This window comes from Thermostichus vulcanus str. 'Rupite' (assembly GCF_022848905.1).
Taxonomy (GTDB): domain Bacteria; phylum Cyanobacteriota; class Cyanobacteriia; order Thermostichales; family Thermostichaceae; genus Thermostichus; species Thermostichus vulcanus_A.
The window spans coordinates 43,578-55,578 of the sequence record NZ_JAFIRA010000004.1 but is presented as its reverse complement, the minus strand read 5'-3'; the positions used below and the strand labels follow the sequence as shown (position 1 = coordinate 55,578).

Annotated in this window: 12 protein-coding genes; 7 read left to right on the top strand and 5 right to left on the bottom strand. The window is 54.9% G+C overall.

Going from position 1 to position 12,001, the window contains the following annotated elements; translation table 11 throughout:
- Nucleotides 1-2: 2 nt before the first annotated feature.
- Nucleotides 3-920: a class I SAM-dependent methyltransferase gene (locus JX360_RS02875; RefSeq protein WP_244349071.1), complete on the bottom strand. Its 918-nt coding sequence runs from the start codon at nucleotides 918-920 to the stop codon at nucleotides 3-5.
- Nucleotides 921-2,509: 1,589 nt separating this feature from the next.
- Here JX360_RS02875 and JX360_RS02870 point away from each other — a divergent pair.
- A complete protein-coding gene (locus JX360_RS02870) occupies nucleotides 2,510-2,761 on the top strand; it encodes a hypothetical protein (RefSeq protein ID WP_244349070.1) in 252 nt (83 codons plus the stop codon).
- Between the two features lie 211 nt (nucleotides 2,762-2,972).
- Here JX360_RS02870 and JX360_RS02865 read toward each other — a convergent pair whose 3' ends face one another.
- Together JX360_RS02865 and JX360_RS02860 are read right to left on the bottom strand one after the other, a co-directional pair.
- Nucleotides 2,973-3,125, bottom strand: a complete 153-nt coding sequence (locus tag JX360_RS02865) for a chlorophyll a/b-binding protein (protein ID WP_235279712.1) — start codon at nucleotides 3,123-3,125, stop codon at nucleotides 2,973-2,975.
- A 97-nt stretch (nucleotides 3,126-3,222) separates the two neighbouring features.
- Complete coding sequence (locus JX360_RS02860; protein WP_244349069.1) at nucleotides 3,223-4,158, bottom strand: penicillin-binding transpeptidase domain-containing protein; 936 nt, start codon at nucleotides 4,156-4,158, stop codon at nucleotides 3,223-3,225.
- Between the two features lie 110 nt (nucleotides 4,159-4,268).
- Here JX360_RS02860 and JX360_RS02855 point away from each other — a divergent pair, with 110 nt between their 5' ends.
- The 3 genes from JX360_RS02855 (at nucleotide 4,269) to JX360_RS02845 (ending at nucleotide 6,186) form a co-directional block, all read left to right on the top strand.
- A complete protein-coding gene (locus JX360_RS02855) occupies nucleotides 4,269-4,505 on the top strand; it encodes a photosystem I reaction center subunit IV (RefSeq protein ID WP_244349068.1) in 237 nt (78 codons plus the stop codon).
- A gap of 76 nt (nucleotides 4,506-4,581) precedes the next feature.
- Nucleotides 4,582-5,421 (top strand): DNA-formamidopyrimidine glycosylase, encoded by an 840-nt coding sequence (locus tag JX360_RS02850; protein WP_244349067.1) that lies wholly within the window; start codon nucleotides 4,582-4,584, stop codon nucleotides 5,419-5,421.
- Between the two features lie 141 nt (nucleotides 5,422-5,562).
- Nucleotides 5,563-6,186: a pentapeptide repeat-containing protein gene (locus tag JX360_RS02845; protein WP_244349066.1), complete on the top strand. Its 624-nt coding sequence runs from the start codon at nucleotides 5,563-5,565 to the stop codon at nucleotides 6,184-6,186.
- 74 nt (nucleotides 6,187-6,260) lie between these two features.
- Here the strand turns inward: JX360_RS02845 and JX360_RS02840 are convergent, their stop codons facing one another.
- Entirely contained in the window at nucleotides 6,261-6,674 is a 414-nt protein-coding gene (locus JX360_RS02840) for a hypothetical protein (RefSeq protein ID WP_244349065.1), read from the bottom strand.
- Between the two features lie 263 nt (nucleotides 6,675-6,937).
- Between JX360_RS02840 and JX360_RS02835 the strand changes: the two genes are divergently transcribed.
- Together JX360_RS02835 and aptA are read left to right on the top strand one after the other, a co-directional pair.
- Nucleotides 6,938-7,861 carry an NAD(+) kinase gene (locus JX360_RS02835; protein ID WP_244349064.1) on the top strand — a complete coding sequence of 308 codons (924 nt, stop codon included), beginning with the start codon at nucleotides 6,938-6,940 and terminating at the stop codon, nucleotides 7,859-7,861.
- 46 nt (nucleotides 7,862-7,907) lie between these two features.
- The gene (aptA, locus tag JX360_RS02830; protein ID WP_425244348.1) at nucleotides 7,908-9,242 is read left to right on the top strand and encodes an omega-aminotransferase AptA; all 1,335 of its coding nucleotides are present in this window, start codon (nucleotides 7,908-7,910) and stop codon (nucleotides 9,240-9,242) included.
- On the opposite strand, the gene JX360_RS02825 is transcribed toward aptA, so the two are convergent.
- Nucleotides 9,239-10,012, bottom strand: coding sequence for a hypothetical protein (locus JX360_RS02825; protein WP_244349062.1), 774 nt, complete (start codon nucleotides 10,010-10,012; stop codon nucleotides 9,239-9,241). The two genes, aptA and JX360_RS02825, sit on opposite strands and share 4 nt — an antisense overlap.
- Before the next feature lie 385 nt (nucleotides 10,013-10,397).
- Here JX360_RS02825 and purF point away from each other — a divergent pair, with 385 nt between their 5' ends.
- A complete protein-coding gene (gene purF, locus JX360_RS02820) occupies nucleotides 10,398-11,984 on the top strand; it encodes an amidophosphoribosyltransferase (RefSeq protein ID WP_244349061.1) in 1,587 nt (528 codons plus the stop codon).
- Nucleotides 11,985-12,001: the final 17 nt, after the last annotated feature.

The window sequence follows — 12,001 nt, the reverse complement described above, 5'->3', positions numbered from 1 at the left end:
AATCAGCTTGCTCGGGCAACAATTACTCGATGGCGAGGCGTGTTGGGTTGCAGGGTGATGTCTTCGAACCCCGCTTGTTCCAAGGTTTGGGCTATGTCGAGGCTAAAGTACTGATCCAGGTAAGGCTCTGTGCTTTTCAGGAGGGTGAGAATCGCCGGGGACATCTGGGCATACACTGGTGAGGCCGGGTTCATATCCATGAGGGCAAAATAGCCACCGGGCTTGAGCAAACGACGGGCCTCTTCCAAAACGGCCTGGGCTGCTGACTGGGGCAACTCGTGAAACAGCAGACAGGCGGAAACCAAGTCAAAACTGGCTGCCGGTAAGCCACTGGACTCTGCCGGGGCATGGATCCACTGCACCTGCCGCTGTTGCTCCTTGGCTCGAATGTTGCCTACTGCCAAAAAATAAGGGGAAAGATCCAGCCCGAGCACTTCGGCTTGCGGGTAGAGATCCTGCAGGGCAAAGGTGCTCATGCCGACGCTACAGCCCAAATCCAGAATCCGTTGCGGTAAGGCCGGGATCCGCTCCTGCAACACCTGGTGATAGCTCTGACGCAGACGGGGATCCCCTTGTGCGCCGGCATCCGGCCAAATGCGGGCATGGACGGCATAGGCAGCCACTTCCACTTCAGTAGCGGCTTCCCAACTCAAGTTCCCGGCATCATAGGCATGAAAGGGGCGCAGGTAATAGTCGGGATAAACCAGCTGCGGATCCTCTACAGCCGCCAACTCTGCCGATAGGTCTTCTGCCATAAAGGTTTTGACCCGACCCAACCAATCCACACCAATTTCTGCGGCCCGATTGATCATCAGGGTACGCGCCTGCCCTTTGGCCCAATTAAACAGAGGTTTGATGGACAGCAGGCCATTCACTAGGCGACTGGTGAGGGTGGGGGCAGCAACAGGAGAAGCAGTCATGGGTACCCAAGGAAAACGCAGGGCAATCTCTAGGACTATCTTAGGGGGTTGGTCGGAGCATTCCCCAAAAAAATGGGCCCCAGGGATCCCTGGGGTCAGCCCAATCAGCTTCCTGCATCACCACATCGTCTGCGTAGTATTGCTCAAACACTTGGTCGTTTAATGCTATGCGTAGGTGTGGAAAAACGACTTGGCAAATGGCGTAGATCTACCAAGATCCGTCGCAGTACTCCGCCCCTCGCGTTGTTGCACAAGCGATGCAGAGCAGTTGCGTTGCGTAGCAACATAGCCGTTGGCGAAGCCTGCTGTAAGCATCAGCTTGGGGGGTGGCGTGAGCCAGAAAACGTGCGCAGCCGCAGCAAGCGGCTGGAAGAAGCGATCACTCAATCTCCGCTTTCAGTGGGATCCCTGAGAAAATGGCCCTTGAACCCTCGAAAAAGCTCTAATTTCTTGCGGAATAAATCGGTGAGACTACCGACGCAAGGGAAAGATGTAAAGCTCTAAGCTAGCACCAGGATTTTTCCGTTTGTTTAATCGTTTTACTTTAAGTTAATTTAAGGGCTTTGATGACGATGAGTAAAAAGGCTTCTGCTTCTAATGTTCTAAACGAGAGGGTTACAGAACCGGTCGATCATCGGCTGGACATCCAAATCTTGGCTCGCTGTATCGGCACAGCTCTCAACCTAGGCAGCCCACTGAAAATCGGAGTGTACTACGCTCCGCAGGCCTCTCGCTACAGCAAGCCAGTCTGAGGCGTAAGCAGCTAGCACTCAAGCAGATGTGAATGGGGAGAAGGTCTGGGCGAAGACTGTTCTCACCGCTCAATACGAATTGTTCAACACAGATTTCTGTAGACAACTCTACAGCAGTGGCCGCTTAGCGAAGAACGGCACCCTGAATCATCGCTTCCGTTAGGTTAGCCAATGCAATTAAATCCCTATCGTCAAAACAACGATCACACAATAAGCGATGGATCAGGGTTTCATGTTGTGAGGTAAAACAGCGGGTTCGCAGTATTTCCTCAACAATCGATTGGATGGTCATGGTTCCTCCTGGGGCAAATCCCACTCCCAACACTGATCATGAAGTGCCAGACTACACTAAGAAAAGCGGATCAGTACGGATCTTTGGGTTGCTAGCTTGTATGACAGTGGTCTAGCGGGATCCCTAAATTCGCTGAAGTGACTCCCAAGATTGCTTCATCCAATCTTCGGGCACAAGTCTTGGGACGGTTGCTGGGATCCGTCCTGATTTGCTGTGGACATTCAGAGCATGAGCGCCAAGTAGGGAAAATCTTCAGCACAAGCAGGGGGCATATTATCCCAAACTGACTTAACATATTTTCATGATTGGGCACAACCTTCGGATCCCAGGTCGAGGGAAGTCAGCCCATCTTCTGAGTCAGTTTATCCAACCCTCGCATTGCAGGCAGAACAACCATGGTAGGTATCTTCAGACGTCTTTTGGGTTCTCGTGGCAAGGGGGATTCCATACCCACTGCAGAGTCTGTCTCTAAACCCACAAAGTCAAAAGACAACACTTTTTTCTTAGATCCCGATGAAGCCAAAACCCTTGGTAATATCGACTACATGCGCACCCCAAAAACAGTGAAGCACACTTTCTTGGATTTTGGTGCGACGGAAAAGATAGAAGTTGTAGAGCAAATTTCTTCTCTTGGCAAGGTCAAGCTGACCACGGAAGAACCCAAAACTGCTGAAGCCACTTCTGAACAGGGATCCGCCCCCACAAGCAGCACCAGTAGTCAGGCAAATCCTCGTCGCCAAGCGGGATCCGACATGGACATCTTCCGCAACATGGCTCGCAATCTGAGACGGAAATGACCCGGAAATAACCTCCTCCTAGAGGATGGCTAGGCTCATCTTTATCTAAGAGTTATCTAAAATTTTATCTAAAAGGAAATCTTGATTGATTCACTAAAAAAGGGATGCTAACAAGAGCATCCCTAATTTTTTGTATTTAATTTGGAGATGTTGAACTACAGAGGGAATCCAGAAAGAATCAACTTGTCTCCAACTGTAGAAGAGATCAGGTTTAGAGCAAGCCCAGCCAAGAAGCAACACCCTGGCCAGTAACCGCTTCAATGACAATCGCCAAGACAAAACCGATCATCGCAGCACGACCATTGAGGCGCTCTGCATACTCATTAAAGCCAAACTTCGGTTCAGACAAATTCGGGTTAGACATGAGAACCTCCGAGATGAGTGGGAGCAAGGGTGAAAAAGAGCGTGTGAAGAATCACAAACAAGAACGATACCTAGCCCTTAGTATAGTTTGCATTTCTTCATGGTTGCAAGAAGCGCGAGGACAACCCAATGGTTTCAATGATCTGACGGGCTATAGGGATGGCAGCTTCATAGGCTTTGCCTTGATGCAGATGCAAAACCAGAGCCCGGTCAGGTTGTGGCAGGGGCCAAAAGGCCAACAACCAAGATTGAAAATCCTCGGCCCACAGAGTTCGCTGCCCAACTCGACGAGGATTGAGAATCGTCCCTGATTTAGCAGCCACCGGGATCCCTTCTGGGGCAATCCCTCGGCAGGTACCGGCAAGGGCAGCCAACCGCAAGCCCGCGTGAATCGCATCCCAAACGGGCTCGGCCAGATGAATGGCTGGGATCCGCACTTCTCCCTCCAGGGGGATCCCGCGTCGGGCAATGGCGGCTCCATAGGCCAGCAAATCCCAGGGATCCACCTGCCAACCGGGAAGCTGACCTGTGGCCAGCAGGGGAGGAGGAGCGGTTTCTATAGCCGGTGGCAGGCCATTTCCTAAGCCAAAGCGGCGTAACCACTCGGAGAGAGCCCCTGCCCCCAGTTCCCACCCCAACTGGTAAAAATGCACATTGCAGGACTGGGCCAAGGCTTCAGATAACGTTAGGGATCCATGGCCGCGAGAATCCCAGCAGGGCAGGCGCCCCAGCCCCAGCTGCGGTGGCGGATCCCACCATCCTGGGCAGTGAATCGTTCGCTCTCTGTGGCTGATCCCCGTTTCCAGAGCTGCCGCAGCAACAGCACATTTCACTGTCGAGCCAGGACTCGCCTGAATCCGGGAGGCTTGTTCCGCTTGCCAAAGAGCGGCCCTTCGCCCTGTTTTCAGGTTAAGAACGGCTGCAAAATCCCGTGGATGGGGCAGTTGTGGCTGCGCAAAACTTTTGGATCCCGTCTGCAGGCCCCAAGCCAAGGCTGATCCACACAGCCAAGCCCCACAAATTCGACGCTTCATTTGCAGTTAACCGGAAAGGATGGAGAGGGATCCCTGTCACAAAAATTCAGAAATCGCAGCCTCCTCATTGACTAAGGTAATCTGAGTTCAGGTTAATGGAGATAACCCTCATGGCGATTCAGCGTGGTGCCAAAGTGCGTGTGCTGCGGAAGGAATCCTACTGGTATCGGGATGTGGGAACCGTCGCAGCTGTGGATACCAGCGGTATTTTGTACCCTGTCATCGTCCGTTTCGACAAAATCAATTACTACAACATCAACACCAACAATTTCCGTGAAGATGAGTTGGAAGTGTTGGAAGTTCCCAAAGCCAAGGCCAAAGCTGCTCCTGCTGCTCCTACCGCCTAAGCCACTGAAATGTCTAACCCAAGACCCAAACCGGGATCCGTTGGCCGGGAGTTGTGTCGCTTGAGCTTGTCGTTCCGTGCCAGAACTGCCGGAGGTTGAAACGGTTAGGCAAGATTTACAGGGCCTCACCCTCAGGTCAGTCGTCCTGAGGGTAGAGGTGCTTTTGCCTCGTACCATTGCTTATCCGGCGGTGGAAGGCTTTCGGCAGGGCCTAATCGGTGCTTGCTTTACGGGTTGGCAGCGGCGGGGAAAATATTTGTTGGGATCCCTGGATTCTGGGGCAAGTTTGGGCGTGCATCTGCGCATGACCGGACAAATGCTCTGGCTCAAGGGATCCATCCCTTTGTCAGCCTATACCCGTGTGCGTTTCGGCCTAGAAGGGGGATGGGAGCTACGCTTTGTAGATCAGCGCACCTTTGGTCAAATGTGGTTGGTGCCCGCCGGAGTAGCCCCAGAGCAGGTGATCACGACCTTGCAAAGGTTGGGGCCAGAGCCTTTTTCGACAGCGTTTTCCGATGAATATTTTCAAACAGCTTTGGAGCGGAGCAAACGACCCATCAAAACCGCCCTGCTGGATCAAACTCTGGTGGCGGGGGTAGGCAACATTTATGCGGACGAAGCCCTCTTTTTGAGTGGCATTCACCCGACAACACCCGCTTTCCAGCTCTCTAGCACCGCCATAGCCCGTTTACGAGAAACTCTTGTCAGGGTCTTGCAGGCAGGGTTAGCGCAACGGGGCACCACCCTGCGGGATTACCGCGATCTGAATGGGCTCAATGGCAACTACCAGGGGCAAGCCTGGGTTTATGGTCGAGAAGGGGATCCCTGTCGGGTGTGCGGCACACCGATTCAGAGGCTTAAACTGGCAGGACGCTCGGCCCATTTTTGTCCCCATTGTCAGCCGGAGTTGCCCTAAATTGGTAGCTATTTTTAACCCCCGACAACCCCAAGATATAGGGGATCCCCGAGAAACTGGATCAAAGCGGATACCATCAGTAGTAGAAGCCTTCTCAACACACCCATAACCTGCCGAAGTTAGGGGATCCCGGTGAAAATCATGGGATGGACTCGCAGCCAGTCTGTAAAGCCGTTGGGTTTAACCCAACAAAGCTTCTTTATGGGGACATTGCTGGCCTTCGGGATGTTCGGAGCTATGGCTTCCGCGCAGTTGGAGTTGGATGCCCAGTTGGGCCGATCTCAAATCGTCTCCCCGACCAAAGATTGCCCAGCCTGTGATCTAACGGGGGCAGAGCTGCCGGGTGTGGATTTACAAGGGGCCAACCTGAAAGAGGTGATCCTGAAACAGGCCAATTTACAAGCGGCTGACCTTTCCCAGTCGATCTTGAATTTGGCAGATTTGAGCCAAGCCAACCTGAGCGACTCAGATCAATCGGGGGCTTTTTTGTGGGAGGCGGATCTATCCCACGCCAATCTGCAACAAGCAGATCTGACGGGTGCGAACCTACAGGTGGCGGATTTGAGTGAGGCGGATCTGCGTCGAGCCACCCTACGCCAGACCGATTTAACCGGGGCCAGGCTCCACAATGCCGATTTGCGGGGGGCTGACCTACGGGGTGCTTTCTTGGTCGGGGCTGACTTAACGGGTGCGCTCTACGATACCAACACCCAACTGGATCCCAGCCTCAATCCCAGCGATTTGGGCATGGTTTTCCTACCTTAGGGCCGAGTCTTCCCTTCAGGATGAGCCTCGAACACTTGCAGAGAATACTCGAATATCGAAATCAATCATCTGAATCAGTTCTGCTCCAGCGCATGACAAAGCGCCTGCCACCACACCAAGGCCAGATCCAGCTGACTAAACGGGATCCGGATCCCTTGAGGTTGAAACTCCAGCTCAATTTGACGAGGAGGCTTACTTTGCAGAGGGTTCTGATCCTGCTGCAAGCGCTGTTCATCCAACAACAGCCAAACCGCCTGCACATCCTTGAGGTTTAGGGTCTTGAGGTCGCGCGGGCCAAAAGGAGAGGGCTTACCCCAAGTGAGCTGCGTATCCGTCCAGCCCAACACTGCATAAAGATCGTATTTGCTCCGCGCAAAATTCTGAGCCCAAGTGCGGTAGGTTTCCACCTTGCGAAATTCCCACCAGCCTAGAGCAGCCAAGCCAAAGAACCCCGTCAGCAAGGGTAGCCAAAGCAATCCCCGTTCCATCGTTCAGGCCAGCCTCTTTCCTGATTCTGCCAAATCCTCAGTAGCTATGGCCAGGCAGAAAACGAGAAGCTTGTAGTTGTGCAAATACTGATGTGCCAATACTTGAGGAAGTACAGATCCTTGAGGGCTCAAACCCCACACAACCTCCTCAGCGGCAACTGGTTCCCCCTCTGTGTCCGGTTTTGTGTTCGATTTCAGTCCATTCCGGCAGAAGGGCCTATAGAACTGATAGAGTTTTGGCACTCCTGCCTCACCCTTGCCCCATGACCAAGCCCAAAGCCGGGATCCTCTACAACGATGCCAAACCCGCCGCCAAGCGCAGTAGCGAGACGTTATCGCAATGGTTTCAGCAGCAAGGCTGGGAGGTCTGTGTTGCCCCCAATTGGGGAGGGATCCTCGGCTATGCTAAGCCGGATAGCCCCATTTGTCTAACCCAGGTGGATAGCTTAGCCCCAGCCGGGTTTGACTCCTCGATGCAATTTGCCGTGGTGCTGGGAGGAGACGGCACCGTACTGGCAGCAGCCCGGCAATTGGCCCCAAAAGGGATCCCTTTGTTGGCTGTTAACACAGGTCACCTAGGTTTTTTGACGGAAACCTACCTTTCTCATTTGGAAGAAGCGGCTGAAGCAGCCATTGCCGGAGACTACACCCTGGATCGGCGCAGCATGTTACTGGCACAGGTGTATCGAGACAACCAATTGCGCTGGGAAGTCTTGAGCCTGAATGAGATGGTGTTGCACCGCGAACCCTTGACCAGCATGTGCCATTTCGAGGTAACCATTGGGCAGCACTCTCCTCTGGATGTGGCCGCTGATGGCGTGATCTTGGCAACACCCACCGGTTCCACCGCCTATGCCCTCTCCGCAGGGGGGCCAGTCCTCACACCAAGAGTCCCTGTATTGCAGTTGATCCCGATTTGTCCCCATTCCATGGCCTCCCGGGCTTTGGTGTTTGAAGATTCCGAGGAAGTGTGGATTAGCCCCGTCACCCCCCAACCTTTGGTTTTGGTGGTGGATGGCAATGCAGGATGTTACATCATGCCCGAAGATCAAATCCGCGTGGTGCGCGCACCCTATTGGACAGACCTAATGCGTTTGCAGCGGCCGGAATTTTTCCGCATTATGCGTGAGAAGCTAGGCTGGGGGTTACCCCATGCCTCCAAGCCCACTTCGGTGGAGTTGCCCTGAGTTAGCCAGAATGCGGATTTGGGAGGGACTTACTGTGCCAGAGACGATGAAAAATGCAGTTTTAGAGCTACACGCTGAACTGAACCTAGAACCCTTCTGGATGCCCTTCACGGCCAATCGGCAGTTCAAGGCCAATCCACGGTTGTTGGTGGCTGCCCAAGGCATGCACTACACCAGCCACGATGGCCGGCAAATTCTGGACGGAACCGCTGGACTTTGGTGCGTGAATGCCGGCCACTGTCGCCCAGCGATTGTGGAAGCAATCCAACAGCAGGTGGCTCAACTGGACTATGCCCCAGCCTTTCAAATGGGCCATCCCAAAGCCTTTGAACTGGCGGATCAGCTCATCCAATTGACTCCCCCCGGTCTGGATCACGTCTTTTTTGCCAATTCCGGCTCAGAAGCGGTGGATACGGCCCTGAAGATTGCCATTGCTTATCACCGTGTCCGCGGCCAGGGATCCCGCCAGCGGTTGATCGGCAGAGAGCGCGGTTACCACGGCGTTGGCTTCGGGGGTATTTCGGTTGGTGGAATTTCCAGTAACCGCAAGTATTTCGGCAGCCTCGTCCCCGGAGTAGACCACCTACCCCATACCCATAACCTGGAGCACAATGCCTTCAGTCGTGGTTTGCCCCGGTGGGGATCCCATCTGGCGGAAGAATTGGAACGCATTGTCGCCCTGCATGATGCCAGCACGATTGCGGCAGTAATCGTAGAGCCGGTGGCCGGTTCAACGGGTGTACTGATCCCGCCGGTGGGCTATTTGGAAAAGCTGCGGGCCATCTGTGACAAATACGGCATTCTGCTGATTTTTGATGAGGTGATCACTGGGTTTGGTCGCCTGGGATCCCCCTTTGCGGCCAACTACTTTGGGGTTGTGCCGGATCTGATTTGCTGTGCCAAGGGCCTGACCAACGGCACCATTCCGATGGGAGCAGTGATTGTTAAGCAGGAGATTTACAACACCTTCATGGACTCCGCCGAGAGTCCCATTGAGCTGTTCCACGGCTACACCTATTCCGGACACCCTGTCGCCAGTGCCGCCGGCTTGGCCACCTTGAAGCTGTACCAACAGGAAGGGTTGTTCGAGCGAGCCGCCCGCTTGGCTCCCCTCTGGGAAGCAGCCATCCATTCCCTGAAAGGATTGCCCCACGTGATCGATGTGCGCAACCTGGGTTTGGTCGGCGCCGTGGAACTGGAAGGGATCCCTGGCCGACCGACCGCACGGGCCTTTGAGGCCTTCTTACGCTGCTATGAGCGCGGGGTATTGATCCGCACCACTGGGGATATTATTGCGCTCTCCCCACCCTTGATCATCGAGGAAACCCATATTGAGCACTTGATCGCCACCCTGAGGCAGGTGCTTCAAGAACTGGCCTAGGGGGTTGGGGTAGCTGTTGGGCTAGCTGTCGGAGAAGGGCTGACTGTCGGACTGGGGCTCGGGCTAGGAGCAGGTGACACCGAAGGGAAGGGATTGGGGGTGCCGGTACTGGTCGGCGTTGGCGAAGGAGAAGCACTCGGGGCTGGCAACACCATCAGGGGGGCTTTGGCGGAACCTATTTTGCCCTGGGTATCAGCCACCATCACCGTGACTTCGTAAGCTCCCGTCGGAACCGTGGTGGGAATGGTGATGGGGATGGTGCCGATGCAGGTTTTGCTATTGGCCTGGCACCCCACCGCAGCTGCGGTGAAATCAAACGTCAGCGTCAGGGGGCTTTGTTTCACCTCAACCCGGAAGCTGATTCCGGTACCCAAACCGGCAGGAGTGGTGACAGCCACCAACACATTAAAGGGCACGGTCTGTCGTGCATCCGTTAGGGCAACAATGGCAATCGAGGGAGCCTCGGCTGAGCCAGTCGCAGTGGGGGAGGGGCTGGGGGAGGGAGAGGGGCTGAGGGTAGGGAACGGGGTGGGCGCTGGCGAGGGCAGTGGGGTCGGGAGAGGGTTGGGAGTTAGGATCGGGTTGGGAGTCAGGATCGGGTTGGGCGTTGGAGCCACCGCCGGTATGGGCGTGATGGTGACTGTGGGCTGTTCGCGGGCGTCTTCTTGACAGGCTAGGAGTGACAACGGCACGAGAGCGGCTACACTGGCTTTAACTAAAGAAATGGCCAACGCTTGACTCGGGTGGGATCGCAAAGGCTGGAGTTTCATGGGCTCTGGCTCCTCACAGTTTGGGGGGTTGTTGCGCTACAGATCTGGGCTCGATTCAGCTCAGATGGATTCAAATGGAACATTTCCTGCTTCCTAAAAAGGGAAAGCAGGCGGATTGGATTTGCTGCTAACACTATAAATAGAGCCCCAGTTTTTTGCAAACACTATTAGCAGTGTTTACTCCACTTAGAGGATTCTCCTTCTGGTAAGGGATCCTTTGAGTTCCACTCCCCATTCCCTTAGAACATCTGAGACCCTCTCCGTTGGTTTTGAGCGGTTGGATCTGTCAGGAGCCTGTTGATCTGGCGTTGATCCCAGACAGGCATCGGCTCCACTCCCGGCCTGCCAAGTTAAACTGTTAGTCGCTACACCAACGAGGGGATCCATGACAGTAAGGGCAGGAGCAGAACTATCTCCCAAATGGGGAGGGCAAGTGCAGCCTGCTGAGTTAGGGGATAGCGGGGATATCAAGGAAGGGCCGAAGGAAGCGTGTGGGGTGTTTGGTACCTTAGCCCCAGGGGAAAATGTGGCCAAGCTAGCTTATTTTGGCTTGTTCGCCCTGCAGCATCGTGGCCAGGAATCGGCTGGGATCGCCACATTTGAGGGGGAATTTTGCCGAGTTCACAAGGCGATGGGCTTGGTTTCCCAGGTGTTTGATGAAGTGAATCTGGCCCAACTGACGGGGGAGTTGGTGGTCGGCCATACCCGCTATTCCACCACGGGATCCAGTCGTATTGCCAATGCCCAGCCGGTGATCGTCGAAACCCGTTTGGGGCCTTTGGCTTTGGCCCACAATGGCAATTTGGTGAATGCCGAGCAACTGCGGCAAGAACTGGAGGCTGAGGATCGGCATTTGGTGAGCAGCACCGACTCTGAATGTATCGCCCATGCCATTGCCCAAGCCGTCAACCAAGGACAAGACTGGCTTGGGGCCACCCGTCAGGCTTTGCAACGGTGCCAGGGCGCCTTTAGCCTGGTGATCGGTACCCCGGAAGGGTTGATCGGGGCACGGGATCCCCATGGGGTGCGTCCTTTGGTACTGGGCCTGTTGAGCAATAACCCCGCCCTCGATGACCTGTTGCCACGAGAGATCATCTGTAGCGACGGTACCCTCAGTCACCCAGAGGCGGATCCCCTGCACTATGTTCTGGCCTCCGAAACCTGTGCTCTCGATATTATTGGGGCCGACTATCTGCGGCAGGTGGAGCCGGGGGAACTGGTGTGGATTACCCGACAGGGGCTGCAAACCCAACGCTGGGCGGAAGCAACTCCCAAGCTTTGCATTTTTGAGATGATCTACTTTGCCCGCCCCGATAGCTGGATGCAGGAGGAGAGCCTCTATTCCTACCGGGTGCGCCTGGGGGAACAACTGGCCAAGGAAGCTCCGGCAGAGGTGGACTGGGTAATGTCGGTGCCCGATTCCGGCACGCCGGCAGCGATTGGTTTTTCTCGTCAACTGGGGATCCCCTACACCGAAGGGTTGATCAAAAATCGCTATGTGGGCCGCACCTTCATTCAACCGACACAATCGATGCGGGAGCGGGGCATTCGCATGAAACTCAACCCGTTAGACGATGTGTTGCGGGGGAAGCGGGTGGTGATCGTGGATGACTCGATTGTGCGGGGTACCACCAGCCAGAAAATTGTCAAAGCCTTGCGCCAGGCGGGGGCCACAGAGGTGCATATGCGCATTTCCAGCCCTCCGGTCACCCACCCTTGCTTCTACGGCATTGATACAGATACCCAAGATCAGCTGATTGCCGCCCACCATTCTGTAGAAGAGATTGCCCAGAAGATTGGTGTGGATTCTTTGGCCTACTTAAGCTGGGAAGGCATGCTGGCCGCTACCGGAAAGGATCCCAGTTCCTTTTGTTCCGCTTGCTTTACCGGCAACTATCCGATCCCGATTCCGGAAGGACTCAAACGCTCGAAGCTGGTGCTGGAACTGGCCGCTGCTGGCAAAGACCGCTAGGTGAGGACTTCGTCCCG